The sequence below is a fragment of the Pseudoalteromonas sp. MB41 genome (genome assembly GCF_020966275.1).
Classification (GTDB): domain Bacteria; phylum Pseudomonadota; class Gammaproteobacteria; order Enterobacterales; family Alteromonadaceae; genus Pseudoalteromonas; species Pseudoalteromonas lipolytica.
Genome location: NZ_JAJJZF010000007.1, coordinates 44,522 through 69,493, shown reverse-complemented (window position 1 = coordinate 69,493; position 24,972 = coordinate 44,522). Strand labels below are relative to the sequence as shown.

Genomic DNA, 24,972 nt, shown 5'->3' with positions numbered 1-24,972 from the left:
GTCTTTATTATGCTATTATCAACTTATTAATAAATCGATTAATTAATAAAAAACTATCTGTTTTTGAGGACAAACTATGGCTCAGCATTTTGATTACATTGCAATTGGTGGTGGCAGTGGCGGTATTGCCTCTGCAAACCGTGCAGCAATGCGTGGCGCAAAAGTCGCACTTATTGAAGCAAAACACATGGGTGGCACCTGTGTGAATGTAGGTTGTGTTCCAAAGAAAGTAATGTGGCATGGCGCACAAATTGCTGAAGCAATTAATGCATACGCACCCGATTACGGCTTTGATGTCGAATTAAAAAGTTTTAGTTGGGCTAAATTAGTAGAAAGCCGCGAAGCTTACATTGGCCGTATCCACCAAGGGTATAACAAATACTTATCAAGCAATGGCGTAACGGTAATCAACGGTTTCGCGACCTTTGTTGATAACAAAACCGTTGAAGTTAACGGTGAGCTATACACCGCTGACCATATTCTGATTGCCGTGGGAGGTCGTCCAACGATTCCTAACATCCCAGGTGCTGAACTAGGTATTGATTCAAATGGCTTTTTTGAGCTAGATGCCCAACCTAAGCGTGTTGCTGTTGTGGGTGCTGGTTACATTGCTGTCGAAATCGCAGGTGTACTTCACAGCCTTGGCACTGAAACGCATTTATTTGTTCGTAAAAATAAACCATTACGTACTTTTGACCCTTACATTGTTGATACGCTTGTCGACATTATGGCGAAAGAAGGCCCGACACTTCACACTGACTGCACACCAAAAGAAGTGATTAAAGAAAGCGATGGCAGTTTAACAATTCACTTTGAAAATGGTCACAGCCAAAATGTCGATGAAGTTATTTGGGCAATTGGTCGTACACCAACAACCGATAAACTGAATATCACAGCGACCGACGTTGAACTTAACGAAAGTGGCTACGTAAAAGTTGATGAGTATCAAAATACAACCGCTAAAAACATTTATGCCGTTGGCGACATCATCGAACACGGCATAGAGCTCACACCCGTGGCTGTAAAAGCGGGCCGTATTTTATCAGAGCGTTTATTCAATAACGAATTGCCTGATGATTTAAAAATGGACTACGAGCTAGTACCTACTGTTGTATTCAGTCACCCACCTATCGGCACGATTGGTTTAACAGAGCAAGAAGCAATTTCGCAATATGGTGCTGAAAACGTAAAGGTTTATAAATCAAGCTTTGCAGCTATGTACACAGCAGTTACTCAACACCGCCAAGCATGTAACATGATGCTTGTGTGTGCAGGTGATAACGAAAAAGTTGTTGGCTTACACGGCATTGGCTTTACTGTTGATGAAATGATCCAAGGCTTTGCAGTCGCAATGAAAATGGGCGCGACCAAAGCAGATTTTGATGCCGTAGTAGCGATTCACCCTACTGGCTCAGAAGAGTTCGTGACGATGAGATAAACTCGCGTTGCGAGAAAATATTAAAAACCTTGCGGTGCTGCCGCAAGGTTTTTTTATGCCTTGTAGAAAGTCGGCACAAACCTTGTAGCTACGACGTTATACCAACATTTTGCCATTGTTTACTGTGTTATCGAGTAAAGATTACGCAATAAGCTTGGCATTTTTACAAGGAGGCACTGTGTCTAAGTCTGCAATTTTATATCGCATGGTAACCGATGAGCATATATGCCCATTTGGTTTAAAATCTAAAGATTTGTTAGAGCGCAATGGTTACGAGGTTGATGACCGCCACCTCACTAACCGCGAAGAAACAGATGCATTTAAAGAGCAGCATCAAGTAAAAACCACGCCACAAACCTTTATCGATAATAAGCGTATTGGGGGGTATGATGATTTGCGCGACTTTTTCAATCTGCCCGAAGCGGGTCAACAAGGCACAACTTATACCCCTGTTTTAGCGATTTTTGCGGTTACCCTGCTCTTAAGCTGCGGGTTTAGCTACGCCAGCGGCACAGCTTTACTGTCGATGCAAAACTTAATGCTGTTTGTTGCACTGACAATGGCGGTGCTCGCTATTCAAAAACTACAAGATCTGTACAGCTTTTCAAACTCATTCATTACTTATGATTTACTGGCAATGCGTGTTGTGCCTTATGCCTATGTTTACCCGTTTATTGAAGCCTACGTTGCCATAGGTATGGTGGCTAAGCTGCCAGCTTTAGCTGTCGCGCCATTTTCGTTGTTTATTGGTGGCATAGGTGCGGTGTCGGTGTTTAAGGCCGTTTATATCGATAAGCGAGAGCTAAAATGTGCCTGTGTAGGTGGCGACAGCAATGTGCCGCTGGGCTTTATTTCTCTCAGCGAAAACTTATTTATGATAGCGGCAGGTATCTGGATGCTGAGTACACTTTAGCCATTTATGCTAAAGCTTTAGGTGATAATTTTCAGTGGCTTAATAAGACGTTAAGCCACTGTAATGGGCGTGCTACCCGCCATTGCGTAAGTCACGCTCAAACTCAGTTTCTGTTTTAACCGGATGACACGTCGACGTCACTGAACCTTTGCTGCTGTCATCTTCGTCTGTACTAAAAATGGTATAGCTGTAATCGGTTTCTAGTTCACCGCCTAAACACTCGTGCTCGGCATACACTTCATTTGCAGACCCCTCTCTTACTTCCTGTGATGCACAGCCGGTAAGCATGAGTAGTATTAATAAAATTGGCGTTACTTTCATATTTTCACCTTAAAATTATTATATTTACTGCGAACAGTAACGAATATAGTGGTATTGATGGTACCTATATTGATACATTTTTACTGCAAAGTGAAGTGTTATGAAATGAGGCAGGTTAAAAATTTAACCTGCCTTACTGAAGCGGGAAAAAGAGGGCGACTAAGCCGTACCACCGACCGTTAAGTTGTCAATTTTAAGGCTTGGTTGACCAACCCCTACCGGCACGCTTTGACCGTCTTTACCACATACCCCGACGCCTTTATCAAGCGCAAGGTCGTTACCTACCATCGAAATTTGCTGCATCACTTCTGGGCCGTTACCAATCAGTGTTGCGCCTTTGATAGGCTGAGTAATTTTACCGTTTTCAATTAAATACGCTTCAGAAGCGCTAAATACGAACTTTCCTGAGGTGATATCAACTTGACCACCCCCAAAGTTTGGCGCAAAGATGCCTTTTTTCACAGAGCTAATAATATCAGCTTGGCTGTGCTCGCCCCCCAGCATGTAGGTATTAGTCATACGCGGCATAGGTAAGTGAGCATACGACTCACGACGCGCATTACCTGTTGGGTTTACACCCATTAGGCGTGCATTAAGCTTATCTTGCATGTAGCCTTTTAGAATACCGTTTTCAATAAGCACGTTATACGCAGCAGGTGTGCCTTCGTCATCTACATTCAGTGAACCACGGCGATCAGCAATAGTGCCATCATCCACCACGGTACACAGCTCGGAAGCCACCTTTTGACCTACTTTACCGCTAAACGCAGAGGCACCTTTACGGTTAAAGTCACCTTCAAGACCATGACCCACGGCTTCATGCAGTAACACACCCGGCCAACCTGCCCCCAGTACCACTTCCATGCTACCTGCTGGCGCATCAATGGCTTCAAGGTTCACTTTAGCTTGGCGTACAGCTTCTTCTGCGTATTCCATCCAGCGCGGCTTACCATCAACTAACTCTTTAAAGTAGCCGTAATCTAAACGCGCACCGCCGCCTGCACCACCGCGCTCACGGCGACCATTCTTCTCAAGTAATACGGAACAATTTAAACGAATAAGCGGGCGAATATCGGTGGCAAAGGTGCCGTCGCTTGCTGCAATGAGTACCTCTTCGTACACTGCTGACATAGAGCTAATCACTTGCTCTGCGTCGGGGGCTAACTCGCGAATGTAGTTTTCAAGTTCGCGCAATAGGCTCACTTTGTCGTTATCGCTCATACTTTGAATTGGCTGATGCGGTGCATACTGCTGTTTTGCTGCTACATCGCTAAATACTTGAATCGTTTTGCTTTCGCCTGCGTTAGCAATGCTTCGTGCTGCTGTTGCGGCTTTATTCAGCGCTTCAAGATTGATTGCATCTGAGTACGAAAACCCTGTCTTTTCACCGCTTACAGCGCGCACACCCACACCACGCTCAACGTTGTATGAGCCTTCTTTTACGAGACCATCTTCTAACACCCATGATTCATGGTGGCTAGATTGAAAATACAGATCGGCATAATCCACTTGATGTTGATGAATAAAAGCGAGCGTTTTTTCTAATTCTTCTCTATTTAGCTGGCTGTCATGTAATAAATGCTGTTCAACCGTGTTCATAATAAATGCTCTCTAAATCGTTGCTGAGACTGCACAGGCATGTCTTGGCGAATTGTATTCAGTCGGTTTAAATCAAGCTCATGGCTGATAAAACCAGTGCCTGAGGCAAGCTCACTGAGCGTGTTTCCCCATGGCGAAATAATAATGCTGTGGCCATATGTTTGTCGGCCATTTTCGTGCTCACCCCACTGTGCAGCGGCTACCACATAACATTGCGTTTCAATCGCTCTGGCAGCCAACAAGGTATGCCAATGAGCGGCTCCTGTTACAGTGGTAAAGGCACTGGGTACTAAGATGAGCTCAGCCCCTTGGCGCTGCATCGCAGTGAATAAACCACTAAAGCGTAGATCATAACATACTGCTAAGCCGATTTTACCAAAGGGTGAATCAACCACCACAATATCTTTGCCCGCTTCGGTGGCATCAGACTCCCGATAATTACGCGTGCCATCGGCAACATCGACATCAAATAAGTGGATCTTATTGTACTGCGCAACCACCTCACCTTGGTTATTAAATAAAAACGAGGCGGCTAAATATTTACCGTTAGGTTGTGATACCGGCACTGTCCCAGCAGCCAGCCAAATATTATATTGTTTACATAGCGCAGCCAGTGCAGCTGTATACTGTTCAATGTGTAATCCGAGCTGATAACTTGCTTGAGTGTGCTTGCTAAAAATTAAAAAGCTTTCGGGTAGGCATACAAGCAGCGGGCGTGTCGTGGGCAATTGCGCCAGCGTGTCTGCTAAAAAAGCCAAATTTTGCTCCGCATTCATTCCCGAGCACATTTGCACTGCTACAACCTGCGGCTGAGTATTAACTGTCATTGTTATCGAAGCTCGCTGAGGTGGCTGCATCTTTTAATTTAAGCCTTGTTGATGACTGCGGCTGGCTTTGTGCCGCTTGCGGTAAGGTTACTTCACGGCTCTTACGATCAATTTCTTCAACAACCGGATCATTCATACTGCCTGTCACCTTAAAGTTGATTTCTGAGATCACTCTCGCAGAGTGAATTACTTTATCGATTGCAAGCGCCGCAAGGCCACTTACCGGGTTGACCATCCATGCCACGATCACTGGAATACTTGAGGTAACCTGCGGGGCAACGGCTAGATCGTAGTCTATTTCAAAGGTATTTAAGTTAGTGTGGCCTTTAATCGTTAAGTCGGCAGGCACACCATCAAGCTTGGTATCTTGAGTGTAAGCAATCCCTTTCTCTAACTGCATCGTGCCTTGCATCTTGTTATAAAAGAAGCCTTTTGAAAATACATCTCTAAAATCAAGTTTGAGCTTACGTACCAGTGAGTCGAGACTAAGCAATGAAAACACCCTAGCACCACCGTCACTCACTTCCGCTAAATGCCCTTCACCTAAACGCCAATCTAACTCGCCTGCTAGCGTAGGCACATCAAAATTATACGGCGCACCTTGCCAAGCGAGGGCAAATTTTATGTCGGCATCGGAGTCTTTTACTGTAGTAGTAATATCAAACTCATCAAATAAGTCGCCAATATCATCACTTTGTAGGTGACCGTTAAAACGCGTTGAGCCATCAGCAAATTGCCCTTTTGCTCTCAGTATATGGTCGCCTTTATCTATCACGAGCTCAGTAAATATCAAGCTATTATTATCACCACCAAACGTGGCTTTTACTTTATCAAGTTGGTACTCGGCTAGTTTGCAATCTTCACAGTTAAATTCGATGGCTGGAATACGTGTTAACCAGCTTAAGTCTTCAGGTTGTTCAACTTCGTGTGCAGACTCCGTCGCGGTGTCATTAAAGTTAACCCGTAAATAATCAGTAAATATTTGAATAGGCCTACGTGTATCGCCTGTCGGAATGAGTGCATCAGCTCTGAGCTCTTTGGCATTTAGTTTAAGCTCTAAATCGGCTTGCTTTGGTGCTAGCCTAAACTCAACATCATTAAAATCGATATTTTGAACCGCTAACTTATTAAATTGACCCGTTACATTGTTAAATGCAGGCATTACGCCAGGACCATCTGATTTAGCCTTGGTCAAATCGATAATTTGCTCAATCAACCCAAACCATGGCACAAGCTTAGTTTCTGGTAGGTCAATCGATACCGCAAAACCATCTCGATTAAGGCCTAAATCTTTTGAACCTAAAATAAGGTGTGCGTTATTAAACTGCTTTTTGCCATTATCTAAAATAGCATTGAAAAATAGCTGTTCATTGATATTTGCAGTGATCAAATTAGAAATATGATCGCCCTGCACTACCGCTTTGATAGGCCAAGCATTGTCAGCACTTTTTGTGTAAGGTGCGGGTAATTGACTGGTTATACCCACTAAGTTACCGCTGATATCAGCGCGATAGTTGAAGTCGTTGGGTAAAAAGTTAAGGGAGACATTAATAGCAACGTCACTTTGCCCCGTTAAATAACCTTCGAGCAGACCCTGCCCTTGCTCAATTAATGGTTCTGCATCTAAGGCCAATTTAATCGCGATTTCTGCGCGGTAATTATCAGCCACATTTTCGCTATTAAAGCTGGCTGTTAACGGCATACCTAACCAATCAGCTTTGGCATTTTTTAAATCAATTTTGTCGTTATTAAATTTAACAATGCCTGTCATATGATTAAGTGTGATGCCAGGCTGAGCAAGATAAACAGGTAAATTAGCAAGCTCAACTTCGCCGAGGGCATCAACATGGCCTGAATGTAAATCGACAAGCAAATTAATATTTGCTGTGGCTTCACCTTGCGCTTGTACTACTTCAAAAACACTTGCTAACGGTTTAGCGAGCGGTGTGGCTGCAAAAAATGACTGTAATTTATTGCCGTGGGCACGTTTATTTATCGCTACATTTAGAGTATCGGCATGCATTAAATCAGCAATACTTACGTGTACACTGTCGCCAAGTGATAAGTTTACAAGTGTGCCTGACTTGCTGTAAATATCCATGCGTTCATTTTCAAAATGCAAAATCACATTGGCATTTTCAACGCTGGGCCAACTGGGTGTGAACTGGTATTTGGCATTGTTCACATTTGCCAATACTTCGAACTGCCCTTGTTGCTCTTTAAACGGAAAACCGCTAAACGGCCCCGAAAACAACACCTGTGCTTTATTAACTTCGCCGCCTTTAATGGCGCCGTTTAGGTAGTTAACTAAGTTTTCGCTCATTACCGGTAATGGAAAATAATGCCCCGCCACGTTGGCATCAGGTGCGTACGCTTCGGCATATAAATCAAGGCGCGGCTCTGCAGTTAGGCTAAGCATCATTTCTGCTGCAACGGTTACTTCGTCATTATCAAGCCAAATGTTGTCACTGCTAATACGCCAGCCATCGTCGTAATGACGTAAATCAAGTTCAACATTTAACTGATTATAAGGAATGTCTTGGCTAAAACTGCCATTGGTTAACAAACGGTTATTTTCGCCAAATAACGTTATACGCCCCGCAGCTTGGTTAATATTTCCCTCAACCCGAATGGCTTGCCCACCAGGGATCCCTTGTAAGGATAACCAGTTGAGCTGTTCACCTTTAAACCACAACTGCCAGTTATCTTGCGCACCAAATTCAACATACGCTTCGCTTAATTGGCCATTAGGCTGTCGTTCTAAAAATGGCGCTAATACTTCAAAGTTACTCAATTGAGATAATTTTGATAACAATGCAAAGTCAAACTGCTTGAGCCAAATCTTATTTGTATCTCCAAGCTGGGCTTCAAACTGCAATGTTGGCCATTGTTTTAAATCACTTTCAAAAGCAAGTCCGGTACTTTTTAAACGCCAACCATTCTGCCAAGGGAATAAGTGAAAGCCCCCTTCATTTAAACTAATTTGATGCGCTTCTTGGTTTTGTTGCCAATTTATGTAGCTGGGTAACCATTGCACTTTTACGTCACTGATCAGTCCTTTTTCAAGGCTAAACCAAGTTTGCAAGTTCATATCGGAGTGCAATTGTTGTTTGTCTGTATTGATGTATTGTGCCAACCATTTTGAGACATCGACATTCGCAGCTTGCACATAAATATCGCCAGCCATGGTCTCAAGCGTTGAACCATTAAGTGCCATGCGGGCATCAAAGTTGCCGACAGAAATCCCCGGTAAGGCTAGGCTTCCTGAACCTTGGTGCTGTTCTGGGGTATTTTGCCACACAATGTTTTCAAGAATTAACGTACGCTCTTTGCCATCATTAAGCATAAAATTAATGCTACTGTCTTGAATCGCAAAGTGGCCCGTTTCACCCAAAAACAAGCTTTCTATTAACTCTTTTTGCTCAAAACTGTCTGCTTGCTTGTTGTTGCCAAACTTAAGCATGGTTGGCAAATCAACATCGGCATGAAAACCATTGATCACAAAGTAACTTGATTTAAGTTGACGAGTTTTAATCGACTCCCACAGATTTACCTCTAGGCTGGCTTTATCTATGGTGAGTGCAATCGGTGAAGTCTGGTTGTCCTCAAAGGAAATATCTTCAAGGACTAATGAAGGGCCTTTACCTTGCCAACTGGCTGAGATAGCACCTATTGAAAGATTTACATCGAACTGTTCATACAAAAACGCTTCAATGTCGCCTTTATAGTCATTGGCATATGGCAGGGTATACTTTAAAACAGAGACAATAACGGCCAGCAGTACGATAGTAATAGCAAAAACTTGCCATAACTTACGTAAACAAAAAAAGCAGACCGTTTTTGCCTTCATTACATCATTACCACATCAAACTGTTCTTGATTGTATAAACTCTCTGTTTGAATACTGACCTGTTTACCTATAAATAGTTCAAGCTCGGCGAGGTTATGATACTCATCGTTGATCAACGCTTCGCTTACCGAAGGCGCTGCATACACCATAAACTTATCGGCTGCGTAGGCACGGTTAACCCTGACAATTTCACGCAGAATTTCGTAGCATACCGTTTCAACGGTTTTTTGCGACCCTCGGCCTGAACACGCGGGGCACACGTCACATAAAATATGTTCTAAACTTTCGCGGGTACGCTTACGAGTCATCTCGACTAAACCCAGAGCAGATAAGCCATTGATGTTGGCTTTTGCGCGGTCTTTTGCCAGTGCCGACTCAAGTGAGTGTAAAACGCGACGTTTATGCTCGTCACTTACCATATCGATAAAGTCGATAATGATAATGCCACCTAAATTACGTAATCGCAGTTGTCGTGCGATTGCCGATGTTGCCTCGATGTTGGTGTTAAAAATGGTTTCTTCTAAATTACGATGCCCAACAAATGCACCGGTATTTACATCAACGGTAGTCATTGCTTCGGTTTGGTCAATAATTAAATAACCACCTGATTTAAGTTCAACTTTACGGTGAAGGGCTTTTTGAATTTCGGTTTCGACATCAAACAAATCGAAAATAGGTCGCTCACCTGGGTAGTATTCAAGCGCCCCAGATAAGATGGGCACAAACTCTTCAGTAAATTCTTTTAACTCTTGGTATGTCAGCTTTGAGTCAACACGAATGCGCTCCATGTCTTCGCCAACATAATCACGCAGGGTACGAAACGCCAGCGTTAAGTCTTCGTGTAAGATGCTCTCTTTACTGATTTTTTTGCGTTTATTGACAATTTTTTGCCACAGTTTTTTCAAAAACTCTGCATCGTGACGCAGCTCAGCTTCTGAAGCGCCTTCGGCAGCAGTACGCACAATAAAGCTGCCATCTTCATCGCCATATTCAGCGACTATTTTTTTCAGTCTGGTACGTTCTTCTTCGGTTTCAATACGCTGACTTACGCCAACATGGGTCGCGTCAGGCATGAACACTAAATAGCGTGATGGAATTGTGATATCAGTCGTTAAGCGCGCCCCTTTGGTGCCCAAAGGATCTTTCACTACTTGCACCATGATGTATTGACCTTGGCGCACTAGTTCACGGATATCTTGCACCTTTTTAATGGGCTGCTCATCGACCCCTTCAACAATTGAAGCACTATTTACAATGTCAGATGCGTGCAAGAACGCTGCTTTCTCTAAGCCTATATCAACAAATGCGGCTTGCATTCCCGGTAATACACGGCTGATTTTGCCTAAGTAAATATTGCCAACAATGCCTAGGTTGCCGATTCTTTCTAGCTGGATCTCTTGTAGTACGCCGTTTTCAATAAGCGCAACACGACTTTCACTCGGTGTAACGTTGATCAGTAATTCAGTGCTCATGTTACCCTCTTAAAAATTCATTTAATAACTGCTCAGTCTCATATAAAGGTAAGCCTACTACTGCAAAATAGCTACCAGAAATATGACTTACAAACCGTCCACCTTGGCCTTGAATGCCATAACCACCCGCTTTATCGTGCGGTTCACCAGAGTGCCAATAAGCGTCGATTTCATCATCGCTAAGCTGTTTAAAAGTGACATCGGTAATTACAAGGCAGCTTTTTACGTGCTGTGTATCAGCAATTGCAACGGCGGTCATAACTTGGTGAGTTCGGCCCGACAAACGTTGCATCGTTGCTACAAAGTCGGCTTTATCAAGCGGTTTGCCAAGGGCTGTGTCATCAATAACCACAACCGTATCACTGCCTAACACGGGCCTGTCGGTATAGCCCATTGCAACGCCTGATTGTGCTTTGAGTTTGGCTAAACGTTCTACGTAATGACGTGGCGATTCGTTCGGAAATTGGCTTTCATCTGCATCAACGCTAAATTGAGAAAACTCAACGCCGAGTTGGCTGAGCAACTCTTTTCGGCGCGGTGATGCAGACGCCAAATAAATTGCGGTTTGCATTATCTAATCCTGAAATGACGGCGGTATTTACGCAAAATTAAGAAAATCCACCACCAACACAGCATGCCAGTCAGCACGGGCCACATATAATGAGGGCTGAAGTAAACTCCCATCAAAAAGTGATTAAGCCAAAATTGCATTAAGTGGTAAAGCGTTAAAAACAAAGCAATTAATATACTTTGCTGCCATAAAGAAAAGTTTCTAATTTTTTGAAAGTTACTGGCGGTAATAAAAATACACACCGAATAGGTCAGCGAGTTCACGCCCAGTGGAGAGCCCGATGCTAAGTCCATTAATAAACCCACAACCCACGCTGTGCCAATGTTTAAACGGTGCGGCACCGCTAACGACCAGTACATAAGCACCAGTAACACCCAGTCTGGGCGGTATGGCTCAAATGAGATAGGTAACGGCATTAATGCCATGACCAGTGCAAAAAAGATACTAATTGCAATCAGCAAAGAGTGACGGCTATTCATTGCTTATGCTCTCCTGCTGATTACGCCACAGCACAACCAATAAACGAATTCGGTCAAGTTGGGCAATTGGCTCAGCATACACTTGTGCGAATGGGTGCCCTTCATCACGATTAATTTCGGTTACCACGGCCACAGGATACCCCTCAGGGAAAGTCCCCCCTAGACCTGAAGTCACTAAAATATCACCAATACGTACATCAAGGCTATGCGGCACATGCGACAGCTTCACGACATTTATTTTGCCAATCCCTTCAACCACAGTGCGAACATCATTGCGTAAAATACGTACCGGTGTCGCATGGGTTGTGTCGGTCATAAGCAAAACGCGAGAAGTGGTTGAACCCACTTGTGTAATTTGCCCGACAACCCCCATTTCATCAATCACAGCTTGGCCTTCGCTTAAGCCATCTGTAGTGCCACGATTGATCACAACCTGATGGCTGTATGGATTTGAATGAACAGAGAGCACTTGGGCAATTATTTTACGATTTGATTGCTTTGCAGACGAACCGAGTAACGCACGCAACTTGTCGTTTTCACGCGATAAAAATTGCAGCTGTTGTAGTTGTTCGCTTTGTAAAAGCTGTTTTTTCTTCAGTGCTTCGTTTTCAGTAAGAAGCTGATCGCGAGTATGAAGATTCTTCGCACCAATACTAAATAGCTCATACGGCAAATTGGCAAGATAGATGAGTGGGCTAACCAGTGTATTTAAACTGGTGCGGATTGTTGTACCACCTTGTGTATATCGATCGCCCACAATCAATACGACACTCAAAAGCACTGCGACAAAGAGTCGCAGTTGCAAAGAGATGGTACGACCAAACATTAACTTCATTAGTCGTAACTAAATACGTCACCACCGTGCATATCAATCATTTCTAATGCTTTACCGCCACCACGAGCAACACAAGTTAGTGGGTCGTCAGCAACAACAACAGGAATACCTGTTTCTTCCATTAATAAACGATCTAAATCTTTTAACAGTGCACCACCGCCTGTTAATACCATGCCGTGTGCAGAGATATCAGAGGCAAGCTCAGGAGGTGATTGCTCAAGTGCAACCATAACCGCACTTACAATCCCCATTAGAGGCTCTTGTAATGCTTCTAGGATTTCATGTGAGTTAAGTGTAAATGAGCGCGGCACGCCTTCAGCAAGGTTACGACCACGTACTTCAATCTCAACAGGCTCATCGGTTTTGAATGCCGAACCGATCTGATGCTTGATATTTTCAGCAGTTGCTTCACCAATTAGGCTACCAAAGTTACGACGGACGTAGTTGATAATAGCTTCATCAAATTTATCACCACCAATACGCACAGATGATGAGTAAACCACGCCATTAAGCGAGATAATGGCCACTTCTGTCGTACCACCACCGATATCTACAACCATTGAACCGGTTGCTTCTGATACAGGTAAGCCTGCACCGATTGCCGCAGCCATTGGCTCTTCAATCAAATACACTTCACGTGCACCTGCACCCATTGCTGATTCGCGAATAGCGCGTTTTTCAACTTGTGTTGCCCCACACGGCACACAAATTAAGACACGTGGGCTAGGACGCATAAAATTGTTGTTATGTACTTGCTTGATAAAGTGCTGGAGCATTTTTTCGGTGACATAAAAGTCGGCAATAACACCGTCTTTCATTGGACGAATCGCTTTAATGTTACCCGGTGTACGGCCTAACATTTGTTTTGCTTCCGTACCTACAGACGCAACACTTTTAGGACCACCAGCTCGCTCTTGACGAATAGCAACTACTGAAGGTTCATTTAATACGATACCTTCTTCTTTTACATAAATAAGGGTATTGGCTGTACCCAAGTCGATCGATAGATCGTTTGAAAAAATACCACGAAGTTTTTTAAACATGAGGCTGGATGACCTTTGATAATACGTTCTTATACTAGCTGCTCTCACTCTACCATGCTAAGCACAATAAAGCGCAACTGCCTTTATTAAATTGCTAAAAAAGGAAGCCTGCTTTGCTTCCTTTAAAAATTTTTATCGCTCGCGTACTAAACGAAACCCGATATAGTTTGCACGAAAATCTGGCGCTAAAATTAAGCGTGTTGATACACGTGCTAGGCTCGGAGCGAAATTCCATGCCCCACCACGAACAGTCACATCAGACTGCCCCGGTTTTTTGTTTGTCCATTCCCATACATTACCTACTGTGTCATACAGACCAAATGCATTAGGAGAAAACGACCCGGTTGGTGCAGCGCTTTTGTTTGACCATTCACTACCACACCAGCCACAGTTCGCTAAATTTTTACCTATCTCGTTACCCCAAGGGTATTCAGTTTCTTTACCTGCGCGTGCAGCGTACTCCCACTCAACCTCATTCGGTAAACGAAACAACTGCCCTGTTTGCCCTGATAACCAATCTGCATATGCTTTGGCATCATTATACGTTAAGCAAACAGCCGGGAAATCACTGTCTTGCTCAAAACCTGGGTTGCGCCAGTTTAAGGTCGCTTCCCATACTGGCTCACCATTTAAGTAATAAGCACAGCCACGATTCTTTTCGGCTTCTGTTTTATAACCTGTATTAGCAACGAATTGCTCATATTCACCCACACTGACTTCTTTGCTTTGCATGGCAAATGAGTTAGCAATGGTTTTTTCAACAACAGGGCGCTCATTAGCTAAGCCATTACCGTTAATGTCACCCATTTTAAATGTACCCGCTGGGATAACCACAATACTCGCTGTATTGGTTTTATTAACAATACTTGCCACTGGCGCTGCTGTAGGTTGCTCTGTTGCGACAACGGCAGCGACAATTGGTTCAGGCTCTTTCACTAATTTTGCATTAATAGTTTGAGCTTTACGCAAGTCTAAACGCGCTTTATAGCTTTTATAACCACGCTTGCGTATCTCAATATCATGAAAACCTCTTGGTAATGATGTCGTTAGCTTGGTTGACCCAAAGCTCACACCATCAATAAACACTTCATCATCATAAACATTTGAACGAAGCGTTAATTCAACCATTTTAGATTTTTTTAGATCAGGTAATGGTTCAACCCTTACTGGCTTTTTTACTGAGTAATCACTTACAGGTTGTTCGCTCATACGCGAAACCGATACCACCTGACTATTATCCTGAGAGTCACTGAATGTTAACTGACTATCAGAGTAAGTGGTGGTGTAATTGGGTTGATAGTTTCCAGCAAGCGGTGAACCATAATCTGCGCAAAAACGGTTGTCTAAGTTAAGCAGACTACATAAACGGCTGCTGTTCACATCACCGCGCATCGTTACGCTTAAGTTCACGTTATAGTTACCTTGTCCGCTAAAGGCACTATTTACAACATGACTACTTAAAATTTTAACTTGTGCACCCGCTAAATTGCGTTTCGGCTCAACTAAACGTTCTTCTGTTAAGTTAGCAAAAATTTGATCTACAAAGCGCTTGGTGGCTTTTTGTAATCCCATTTGCTGACCACGTTGCTCACACGCTGCTAATGTTTCAGTGCGCTTACAATTAATCGTATGATTAACTTCAAGTGTGCCTTCACGCGTAAACTCATTGCGCAAACGTTCAACACGTGCTGTTGCGAGTTGCTCTTTTAAGCTCTCTAAGGTGTTTAGTTGGGTATGCTTAGCAACACGAATTTGCTCAATATCTTTTCTATGCGATGCAATTGCCGCCAATTGCATCGAAATGTCATCTTTGTTCTGTTTGTGATCCACCACTGCTTTTTGATAGCGCGTTTGTGCATTGCTAATATCTAAAGTGGGGTCATCAATTAATCGACGATACATCTCGTTCATTGCATCAAGCGCTTGGTTTTTTTCTTTGTCTAGCTCAGCTGAGCGGGCGCGCAATAATTCGAGTTGTTTTTGTAACTGACTTTCTTCTTTTAGGTGTTTTTCGAGTATTAAGGTCGAGTTATCGTATTCGGCTTGTTTTTTACTGATCTCTGATTCAATGCCAGTTACCGTAGCAGTATCTTGTGCAAATGCACTCGATGCTAGCAAACTAACTGAAATTAACAGAGATAAAGGAGCAATTCGCATATATTCCATTCCCAAAAAGCGGCAATTATTTGGTCATTATTATTTTTTATAATTAAACTCTTATGCTATGTACTTGCAAGGCAAAACACAAGCTTTGTTCAATTATTATCTGAGTTTACAACTATTACCTTAGTTGATGCCAGTAAATAACAAAATCATTTTAGTTTAATTGACTAATTTCTATCTCTATGACGACTTTGCTACAATTAAGCGTCTTTTTTAGCGTAAATTAAACCGTGACTATTATTTCTGAATCGCCTGTTCAAACCATCAACCACGAACTGTTATCAGCACAAAAGCTGACATTACAGATTAAACGTGATGATCTTATTCACCCACAAATTAGTGGTAACAAATGGCGTAAATTAAAATTTAATTTACGGGCTATGCAACAACAGGGAAAAACTGAGCTACTCACTTTTGGCGGCGCATTTTCAAACCATATTCATGCCACAGCAGCTGCGGGTCAGTTATTTGGGTTTAAAACGCACGGTATTATTCGCGGACCTGAGCTTGATGAACACAACCCCACATTGCAGTACGCCAAACGCTGCGGGATGACATTGCACCCCGTTAACCGTATTACTTACCGTTTAAGAGGCGAAAGCCGCTATTTGGCAGAATTACAAAAGCAGTTCCCGCATGCTTATATTCTACCCGAGGGAGGCACTAACCCTGCGGCGCTGCTGGGGTGCCAAGAATTAGCGCAAAGCTTACCGACGAGCGATGTCATTATTTGCCCAACAGGCAGTGGTGGCACGCTGGCAGGCTTAATTGAAGGCAGCCCACACTCCACAACCGTGCTCGGTATTGCAGTATTAAAACAGGCCGAATATTTAATTGATGACATTAAGCAACTGAGCCGTAAAGCAAGACAACAAAAAAATTGGCAGCTATTACTTGAACATCATGATGGCGGTTATGGCAAATTCAGTCATGAACTGTGGGAGTTTTGTCAGACATTTACGCAACAACATGCCATCCCACTAGAGCCTATTTATAGCGGTAAAATGATGTATGCGCTGTGGCAATTGATAGAACAAGGTTTCTTTGCAGAAGGCACGCAGATCATGGCTATCCATACTGGTGGCTTGCAAGGGTTAGACGGCTTAAAGTACCGTCGTTTAATCTAACTAAAAGGCGTTATATCGGCAAGCTTTTGTAGGGGTTCAGCAAAGTAAAAACCTTGCGCTGCGATGACGCCTAGGTTTTTTAATGTTGCAAGCTCGTTGCGTGTTTCAACGCCTACAGCATAAACAGGAAAATTAAGCTCATTGCCTTTCGCTATAATCTGTCTAACCACTTTTTGTTGCTGCGTATTAGTATCAATATTATGAATAAGCTCGTATGCCAATTTAATACTACACACATTATTAAGTTGCTTGTATTCAACAAGGTTTTCGGCACTGCGAACATTGTCAATCACAATACCTGCGGATAATTTTTCTAAACAAGCAAACTGCGAGCTTAATTGTTTATGCTGTTTTAAATAATCGTCTTCACTGAGCTCAAATTGTAATTTATTAGCTGCATCAAAGCCTTGCATTTGCGCTTTAAACCAATGCCAAAACTCATCATTAAACCAGTTCATCGCATGTAAGTTTATACTTACCATCATCGCACCTGATTCGTTATCAAGCATTTTTTGTACTTGTGTCACTACGGTCTGATCTAACAATAAAACATCTTTCTTGCTGGTCATCTGTGGAATGAAATGACGAGCAGCAAGTAATCCTAAGCTTTTATGACGAATTCTAATAAGCGCTTCATGCTGTAAAATTTCCCCTGTTTCTAAGTCAAACAACGGTTGAAAGAACAGCATAAAATGCTTTTTCTTAATGTACTCAAACAGGTGCTCATTACTATCAGTGAGCATACTAGATTGCGTATGCCCAAACGGTAAGCGGTGAATGTGTTGCCACGCACTTTGCTTAGCTAAAGTCAGTGCCGATTTAGTAAGCTGATACACCACAGCCTGATCAGCACCAGTACGGTAATTACATACACCTATTTTTATATCACCACGCGATAAATCGCTGCGATAATTAAGGCACGCTTGATATACAACGTGATGCAAACGCTTGGTGTACTTATCAACTTCGGTGGCAGGCACACTGTTTAGTGTTACAGCTATACCGCCCGAGGGAAGTAGTTTTACCGAACGGTTAACAAGTTCCCCAAACCCTTTGGCAATCACTACTTTAAAGTAATTATCGACATCAAGATTCGCCGGAAACGGGGTTTTCCAAAAAAACAGAGCAAATAAATGATTGTAGTTTGTTGGTACCCCATACAAAATATTTAAATCTTGATGAGGCAGCGGCTTTGGCAGCTCTCCTTTTGTAAGTACCGGCTTGACCTGTTTTTCAATAGGCTTCACCGGCGGTGCTGCGGCTACCAATACTTTTTTAGACAGTACCCGCCACCAGCGAAATCCCCAATACCCAGCCCCAATTAGAATTAAGTTTAAAAAGATAAATAAATGACTTTCAACGACCCATGAAGGCCAGTGAAAAAGGCGCAAACTCACAGTGTGATAACTAAATACCTCCTGCTCTAAATCAATAAAGTTGGCAAAATTATGTGGCACATCTGTCACGTTCATAGCAAAACCTTTACTTTCAACTAAGGTTGCAATGATATCTTTTGACGCAATGGGGTCTAAGTTTAAGTCGTATACTTGCCTTGCAAGCTCAGTACCTGTGCGATGCACTTTCTCGTGTAATACGTCACTTAAAAAAATATTAAAAACAACTAATAACAAAAAAGCGGCCGTCACATAAATGACTTCCGGTTGCTTTATTTGTGATGTTAGGTCTTTTTTCATTTCACAAGTTAGTTGCCCAAATATACACAAAGTGTTGTTCAAGAACCCTATAAATACAAGGCTGCAGCGCGATTTAAAGAAATTTCTGATTCATCCCCTGACCAACGCTGTCAAAAGTTACGTAAATTTAAACACCTAGCAAAATGCCTTAATGAGAATTATTTTGTAACCGAAACATATTCGAAGCCATCCCCATTCGTTTATACCATTGTGCTTAATTAAGTGGTCTATTTTGAGCAATAAAAAACCCAGCACCAAGGCTGGGTTCTTAATACAATCTTTATATAAAGTATCTTGCTTAATACTTTAACTTTTCCCCGGTGCTAAAACGGGATATCGTCGTCAAAATCGATTGGTGGTTCCATTGGGTTTGATGCGCCACCTTGCGGTGCATTTTGTGGCTTAGGAGCAAAACCACCTTGCTGTGGTGCGCTGCTTTGCTGTTGGCCATAACCACCGTATTGGTTGTTATTTTGCTGCGGTGCAGGTGCAGGCTGTTGTTGTGGGCGCTGTTGTTGTGCTGGCGCCGGTGCTGGCTGCTGCTGAGGTGCATAGCTGTTGCTTTGCGCTTGCTGCGAACCGCCACCATAGCCGCCACCTTGTTGTTGACCACCTTGGTAACCGCCTTGTGATTGGCCACCTTGATAACCACCACCCTGTTGGTCGCCACCACGGCCACCTAACATTTGCATTTGACCGCCCATGTCTACCACGATTTCAGTGGTAAATTTTTCTTGGCCAGATTGATCAGTCCACTTACGTGTTTGTAAACGACCCTCAATATAAACTTGTGAACCTTTACGAAGGTACTCACCCGCTACTTCAGCTAGCTTGCCAAATAAAACAACACGGTGCCATTCTGTACGCTCTTGCATTTGCCCTGTGTTTTTATCTTTCCAGCTGTCAGTCGTAGCAATGCTGATATTCGCTACACCATTGCCATTAGGCATATAACGTACTTCTGGATCTTGGCCTAAATTACCAACCAAGATTACTTTGTTCACACCGCGTGCCATGGAACTTCTCCTTTAAACGTTAGATTAAACCAGCCGCTTTTCGTGCTTGGTCTAGGTCAAATTCTTTATCATTAATCTTTAAATAGCTGCGATTTTCATCGCAAACAACCGTTGCTTCTATTACGCCCGGTAAAGCAACTAGACGAGAAGCAAGCGCTTGTGCCTGCTGCTCGGAACTTAATTCTGTCATTAAGCTAATAATTTTACTTCTTGGTGGGACTTGCATATTCCAAGCAAGGATAAGCCATATTACCCCAACAAGTGCCGCCGCCGCAAACACTGCTTGCGCACTTAGCGCTTGTGCAACATAGCCCCCCAATAAACCACCTAAAAAGGCACCAAAAAACTGCGTAGACGAAAACACGCCCATGGCAGAGCCTTTCTGGTTTGCAGGGGCAATACGAGACACTAATGCAGGCATAGTGGCTTCTAAAAAATTAAATGCGACAAAGTAAACTAACATACACACACCGATGCCAATCACAGAATCAACCCAGAATGACATCGCCAGCATGCTCAATACTAATAAAGCGATTGAACCAATAAACGCCTGTTTTTCTTTTTCTTTGCGGATAGCCACTATCATCATTGGCGCCATTAAGAAAAACGCTAAAAATAAGACTGGAATATATAAATACCAATGATGATCAGCAATTAATCCATCTTTAATTAATTGACCCGGTAAGGCTACAAACACCGTGGTTAACGTAAGATGAAGTAACATAACCCCAAAATCTAAACGTGCTAATTGCGGGTGTTTAATTAATTGTTTTATGTCATCTAAGGTGGCAAGCGTGTCGCCTTTGGGTGCCTTGTTTACTGCATTTGGAACCAAAAACAAGACAATAAAAATACCTAAAATGGCCAACCCAGCTGTTAGCCAAAAAACGCCAGCAACACCCCAAGATGCCGCAACTATTGGCCCTAGTAGCATCGCAACAGCAAAGCTCATACCAATACACATACCAATAACAGCCATCACCTTTGGACGCTGCTCATCTCGGCTTAAATCTGAAGCCAAAGCAAGTAACGCACTGGCAATCGCGCCCATACCTTGTAATGCACGGCCAAACGTCACCATTTGTACCGACTCGGCGGTGGCAGCAATAACGGAACCAAGCGCAAACACGCACAGGCCTCCAATAATCACTTTTTTACGGCCTATTTTATCCGACAACCACCCCATTGGAATTTGTAACACGGCTTGCGTTAAACCATACGCACCGATTGCAAAACCAATCCATAGCGGCGAAAAACCTTCCAATTGCTGACCATAAATAGCCAGAACTGGCATCAACATAAATAGGCCAAGCATACGGAACGCAAACACGCTCGCTAACGAAACGGCAGCGCGTTTTTCTCGGGAGTTGAGTGAAGATGCTGTCATGAATTACTGAATCTTGCTGTCTATTAAAATGTAAGCGTGGATTCTACCACAAGCGAAAAATAAATAATCACCTGTAAGTGAGGATTTTTTCTTTGATCAAGGATTAATCTTGTCGCGTATTGTGAGATACTGAAATAATCACTTGGTAATAAAACGAGATAGCATGGAAAACATTGAAGTCCGAGGCGCCCGTACGCACAATTTAAAAGACATCAGCCTAACCATTCCCCGTGATAAGCTGATAGTTATCACTGGCCTATCTGGTTCAGGGAAATCGTCTTTAGCGTTTGATACATTGTATGCAGAAGGGCAACGTCGTTATGTAGAATCACTCTCAGCCTATGCAAGACAATTTTTATCGTTAATGGAAAAGCCTGATGTTGATCATATCGAAGGTCTTTCACCGGCTATCTCTATTGAGCAAAAATCAACCTCGCACAATCCACGTTCGACGGTTGGCACAATCACCGAGATATACGATTACCTGCGTTTACTCTTTGCCCGTGTTGGTGAACCTCGCTGCCCTACCCACGACCTACCACTGGCAGCACAAACAATTAGCCAAATGGTCGACACGGTTTTAGCTCTGCCAGAGGGCAGTAAACTTATGCTACTCGCCCCCGTGGTTAAAGACCGTAAAGGTGAGCATGTAAAGCTACTTGAGCAACTAGCAAGTCAAGGTTTTATTCGTGCCCGTATAGATGGTGAGGTATGTGACTTATCAGATCCTCCCACGTTAGAGCTGCACAAAAAGCACACGATAGAAGTGGTTGTCGATCGTTTTAAAGTGAAAGATGGTCAGCAGCAGCGCTTAGCCGAGTCATTCGAAACAGCCCTTGATCTTTCAAGTGGTGTTGCGCACGTCGCTGCAATGGATGACTCACTTAGCGAAGACATGCTTTTTTCAGCAAACTTTGCCTGTCCAACATGTGGCTACGCTATGAGCGAGCTTGAGCCTCGCCTTTTCTCGTTTAATAATCCTGCTGGTGCATGTCAAAGCTGTGATGGTTTAGGGGTTCGCCAGTACTTTGATCCCAATCGTGTGGTGCAAAACCCAGAGCTAAGTTTATCGGGCGGTGCGATTAAGGGCTGGGACAAACGCAGCTTTTATTATTTTCAGATGCTGCAAGCAGTGGCTGAACACTATGGCTTTGACCTAGAAGCCCCGTTTCAAGAATTAAGTAAAGATGCCCAAAAAGTCATTCTTGAAGGATCGGGTAAAACCAAAATCGCCTTTAATTATCGAAATGACCGCGGCGACCTTATTACTCGTAATCACGAGTTTGAAGGTGTATTAAATAATATGAACCGCCGCTACCGCGAAACCGAGTCAAACTCAGTTCGCGAAGAGCTGGCAAAATATCAAACCAGCCAAGCATGTCCAAGCTGTCATGGTTCTCGTTTACGCCAAGAGGCTCGTCACGTATTCATAGGTCAAACTAATTTGCCTGCCATCACCACCATGAGTATTGGTGAAAGTATGGCATTTTTTGAAGGCCTAGCGCTTACAGGTCAGCGTGCTCAGATTGCCGATAAAATCTTAAAAGAGATCCGTGATCGCTTATCGTTTTTAATAAATGTTGGCTTAAACTACTTATCACTTGAGCGCAGTGCAGACACGCTATCGGGCGGTGAAGCGCAGCGTATTCGCTTGGCAAGCCAAATTGGTGCTGGGCTTGTTGGTGTTATGTATGTACTGGATGAACCGTCAATTGGTTTACACCAACGCGACAACGACCGCTTGCTAAAAACCCTTATTCACCTTCGCGATTTAGGGAATACCGTGATAGTGGTTGAACACGATGAAGATGCAATTCGCGCTGCAGATCACATTATCGATATTGGTCCAGGTGCCGGTGTTCATGGTGGTCATGTTATCGCACAAGGTACGCATGACGATATTTTAGCGAGCAAAGACTCTATCACCGGGCAATACTTATCGGGTGTGAAAAAAATTGAAGTACCAACCACTCGTCATCCAACGAACGACAAATGGCTTGAGCTATTCGGCGCAACGGGTAATAACCTAAAGAATGTTGATTTAAAAATTCCATTCGGTTTGATGACCTGTATCACTGGTGTTTCAGGCTCTGGTAAGTCAACGCTTATCAACGACACCTTATTTAAACTCGCTCACACTGAACTTAATGGTGCAACGACCGCAGAGGCCGCACCGTATAAATCGATTAGTGGTCTTGAACACTTTGATAAAGTAATTGATATTGACCAAAGCCCGATTGGCCGTACGCCACGTTCAAACCCTGCCACATACACCGGTATTTTTACTGGTATTCGTGAACTGTTTGCTGGCACCCAAGAAGCCCGCTCACGAGGTTATAAAGTCGGTCGCTTTAGCTTTAACGTGAAAGGCGGTCGTTGTGAAGCGTGTCAAGGTGATGGCGTAATCAAAGTAGAAATGCACTTTTTACCAGACGTGTATGTGCCGTGTGATGTATGTAAAGGTCAGCGCTACAACCGTGAAACACTTGAAGTACAGTACAAAGGTAAAAATATTCACCAAGTATTAGAAATGACCGTGGAAGACGCGCGCGAGTATTTTGATAAAATTCCCGCGATTGCCCGCAAGCTACAAACCCTAATGGATGTTGGCTTGTCTTATATCCGTTTAGGGCAAGCAGCAACAACCTTATCAGGTGGTGAAGCGCAGCGTGTAAAACTGGCACGTGAGCTATCAAAACGCGACACGGGTAAAACACTCTATATACTTGATGAACCTACAACAGGTTTACACTTTGCTGATATTCAGCAATTATTAGTGGTGCTTCACCGTTTACGCGACCATGGCAATACCATTGTAGTGATTGAACACAATCTTGATGTGATCAAAACTGCTGACTGGATTGTCGATTTAGGCCCTGAAGGGGGCTCTGGCGGCGGTGAAATTTTAATTTCGGGTACCCCTGAAGAAGTGGCCGATTGCGAACGTTCACACACAGGCAGATACTTAAAACCACTACTATAAAAAAGGACGTTGGGTGCGTAGGTATTTAAAAATAGCGAAGTGGCGCGCTAATAAACAGTTTCAACAACAGCAGCGTAGCTGGCAACCTCATAAAACAAGGTTGGTTGAACGTATACAAGCCATTTGGTTTAACTTAAGTACCGCACAAAAGCTCTACCTTTTAGCATTAAGCAGCCTGATTGTTCTGCAATCAGGCTGGCTAAGTGCCACCATCACTATCATTGCCCTCGTTATTGAATTTTGGCCTAAGTTTAATCAGCTGTGGCACTCTTTAGCGGGCAAAGCACTCATCTTAATTTTCTATGCCAGTATCGCAAACTTTGTATTAGCTGGGGCCAGTGGCATTGTTAATGACGTTACCCATGTGTCGGCCAACCACTTTAACTATACCCATAACTTTGCCACCTTACTGTATTTGCCCCCTTGGGCAATGGGGATCACATTAGGTACCCTGCTGTTGTTTCAACTTTTTTTACCCTTCTATATCTTCATTTTATTATTAATAAAACCGTTTGGCTCAGAGCGAATAAAATTTATTAGTCAAAGTTATTCACCATTATTAACGGCTATAGTGCGCTTTATATTAGCGTCAGTGGTCTTTATTAATCTGACTTCGTTCATTAATGACAAACCACCTGAAGAGGTGCTTGATAATATTCTTACAAGCTTTGTTGATGGCCAAGCGATAGCAAAAGAGTCACCCTCTGAGCAACAAAAAGCCGTTGAAGAAATCAGTGAAAAAATAGAACAACACCTTCCAAAGAGCAGCGCAGAAACGCCCCCATCTAAGCGCAATGTTGAGATAGACAGTGAGGGTGAGAGTGATGGTGAGAGTGAAACCGTTGAAAACTTACGTCAATTTTTAAATACCAAGGGCTACTTTGAGCGCAGCAAACGTCTCATTGCCATGTTTGCTTTTAGCTTTGAGGCTGATAGTTACTCTCGTTGCTTAAAAGATGAGACGAGTAAAGCTGTGGAATTGAATGATTATGAGATTGTTCAAATTACCCCCGATCACAATGCGCCGTATGGCTATCGCTTTTCGGTGATCGCTTGTGATTCGCCTGGCGTTACGCCCGTTAAAAAATAGCGGCTCAAACACGCTACTCACTTAGCTTACTGCGTTTTTTGAAACCAATGAAAGAAAGCGCAGCTAAAGCAAAGCCTACTAAGCAATAAAAAACACTAAAAAGTACTGATTAAAAGCTTATTTCCTTTCATAAGGTTTAAATATAACCCACTGATAAATAAAAG

General features: G+C 43.2%; 18 protein-coding genes. 5 read left to right on the top strand and 13 right to left on the bottom strand.

All coding sequences use genetic code 11. From position 1 onward, the window contains the following. Nucleotides 1–76 precede the first annotated feature (76 nt). Both gorA and LPA49_RS09390 read left to right on the top strand, forming a co-directional pair. The gene (gorA, locus tag LPA49_RS09395; RefSeq protein WP_180311138.1) at nt 77–1,438 is read left to right on the top strand and encodes a glutathione-disulfide reductase; all 1,362 of its coding nucleotides are present in this window, start codon (nt 77–79) and stop codon (nt 1,436–1,438) included. A 178-nt stretch (nt 1,439–1,616) separates the two neighbouring features. After that, on the top strand, nt 1,617–2,351 hold the full coding sequence (locus LPA49_RS09390) for a glutaredoxin family protein (protein WP_036973154.1): 735 nt from the start codon (nt 1,617–1,619) through the stop codon (nt 2,349–2,351). A 72-nt stretch (nt 2,352–2,423) separates the two neighbouring features. Here LPA49_RS09390 and LPA49_RS09385 read toward each other — a convergent pair whose 3' ends face one another. The 10 genes from LPA49_RS09385 to LPA49_RS09340 form a co-directional block, all read right to left on the bottom strand. After that, entirely contained in the window at nt 2,424–2,672 is a 249-nt protein-coding gene (locus tag LPA49_RS09385; protein WP_051501928.1) for a hypothetical protein, read from the bottom strand. Nucleotides 2,673–2,831: 159 nt separating this feature from the next. Continuing rightward, nucleotides 2,832–4,271 carry a metalloprotease TldD gene (gene tldD, locus LPA49_RS09380; protein ID WP_036973157.1) on the bottom strand — a complete coding sequence of 480 codons (1,440 nt, stop codon included), beginning with the start codon at nt 4,269–4,271 and terminating at the stop codon, nt 2,832–2,834. Beyond that, entirely contained in the window at nt 4,268–5,098 is an 831-nt protein-coding gene (locus tag LPA49_RS09375) for a carbon-nitrogen hydrolase family protein (RefSeq protein ID WP_180311139.1), read from the bottom strand. The genes tldD and LPA49_RS09375 overlap by 4 nt, the downstream gene beginning before the upstream one ends. After that, nucleotides 5,088–8,948 carry a YhdP family protein gene (locus tag LPA49_RS09370; RefSeq protein ID WP_075593956.1) on the bottom strand — a complete coding sequence of 1,287 codons (3,861 nt, stop codon included), beginning with the start codon at nt 8,946–8,948 and terminating at the stop codon, nt 5,088–5,090. Before LPA49_RS09370 ends, LPA49_RS09375 begins: the two co-directional genes overlap by 11 nt. Continuing rightward, on the bottom strand, nt 8,948–10,420 hold the full coding sequence (rng, locus tag LPA49_RS09365) for a ribonuclease G (protein WP_036973165.1): 1,473 nt from the start codon (nt 10,418–10,420) through the stop codon (nt 8,948–8,950). The genes LPA49_RS09370 and rng overlap by 1 nt, the downstream gene beginning before the upstream one ends. A 1-nt stretch (nt 10,421) precedes the next feature. Then, nucleotides 10,422–10,991 (bottom strand): nucleoside triphosphate pyrophosphatase, encoded by a 570-nt coding sequence (locus LPA49_RS09360; protein WP_036973166.1) that lies wholly within the window; start codon nt 10,989–10,991, stop codon nt 10,422–10,424. Further along, nucleotides 10,991–11,470 carry a rod shape-determining protein MreD gene (gene mreD, locus LPA49_RS09355; RefSeq protein WP_036973169.1) on the bottom strand — a complete coding sequence of 160 codons (480 nt, stop codon included), beginning with the start codon at nt 11,468–11,470 and terminating at the stop codon, nt 10,991–10,993. Before mreD ends, LPA49_RS09360 begins: the two co-directional genes overlap by 1 nt. Further along, nucleotides 11,463–12,305, bottom strand: coding sequence for a rod shape-determining protein MreC (gene mreC, locus LPA49_RS09350; protein WP_174403892.1), 843 nt, complete (start codon nt 12,303–12,305; stop codon nt 11,463–11,465). Before mreC ends, mreD begins: the two co-directional genes overlap by 8 nt. Further along, nucleotides 12,305–13,348, bottom strand: a complete 1,044-nt coding sequence (locus LPA49_RS09345; RefSeq protein ID WP_036973172.1) for a rod shape-determining protein — start codon at nt 13,346–13,348, stop codon at nt 12,305–12,307. The genes mreC and LPA49_RS09345 overlap by 1 nt, the downstream gene beginning before the upstream one ends. A gap of 132 nt (nt 13,349–13,480) precedes the next feature. Next, nucleotides 13,481–15,505, bottom strand: coding sequence for a formylglycine-generating enzyme family protein (locus tag LPA49_RS09340; RefSeq protein ID WP_180311140.1), 2,025 nt, complete (start codon nt 15,503–15,505; stop codon nt 13,481–13,483). 236 nt (nt 15,506–15,741) lie between these two features. Here LPA49_RS09340 and LPA49_RS09335 point away from each other — a divergent pair, with 236 nt between their 5' ends. Further along, nucleotides 15,742–16,638 (top strand): 1-aminocyclopropane-1-carboxylate deaminase/D-cysteine desulfhydrase, encoded by an 897-nt coding sequence (locus LPA49_RS09335; RefSeq protein ID WP_180311141.1) that lies wholly within the window; start codon nt 15,742–15,744, stop codon nt 16,636–16,638. On the opposite strand, the gene LPA49_RS09330 is transcribed toward LPA49_RS09335, so the two are convergent. The 3 genes from LPA49_RS09330 to LPA49_RS09320 form a co-directional block, all read right to left on the bottom strand. Further along, nucleotides 16,635–18,332: an EAL domain-containing protein gene (locus tag LPA49_RS09330; protein WP_180311142.1), complete on the bottom strand. Its 1,698-nt coding sequence runs from the start codon at nt 18,330–18,332 to the stop codon at nt 16,635–16,637. The genes LPA49_RS09335 and LPA49_RS09330 overlap by 4 nt on opposite strands. A 323-nt stretch (nt 18,333–18,655) precedes the next feature. Beyond that, nucleotides 18,656–19,348: a single-stranded DNA-binding protein gene (gene ssb / locus LPA49_RS09325; protein WP_180311143.1), complete on the bottom strand. Its 693-nt coding sequence runs from the start codon at nt 19,346–19,348 to the stop codon at nt 18,656–18,658. Nucleotides 19,349–19,367: 19 nt separating this feature from the next. Next, nucleotides 19,368–20,735, bottom strand: coding sequence for an MFS transporter (locus tag LPA49_RS09320; RefSeq protein WP_036973178.1), 1,368 nt, complete (start codon nt 20,733–20,735; stop codon nt 19,368–19,370). Between the two features lie 163 nt (nt 20,736–20,898). On the opposite strand from LPA49_RS09320, the gene uvrA reads away from it, so the two are divergent. Both uvrA and LPA49_RS09310 read left to right on the top strand, forming a co-directional pair. Continuing rightward, nucleotides 20,899–23,718: an excinuclease ABC subunit UvrA gene (gene uvrA / locus LPA49_RS09315; RefSeq protein WP_074989346.1), complete on the top strand. Its 2,820-nt coding sequence runs from the start codon at nt 20,899–20,901 to the stop codon at nt 23,716–23,718. A 13-nt stretch (nt 23,719–23,731) separates the two neighbouring features. Continuing rightward, a complete protein-coding gene (locus LPA49_RS09310) occupies nt 23,732–24,808 on the top strand; it encodes a hypothetical protein (protein WP_074989345.1) in 1,077 nt (358 codons plus the stop codon). Nucleotides 24,809–24,972 lie beyond the last annotated feature (164 nt).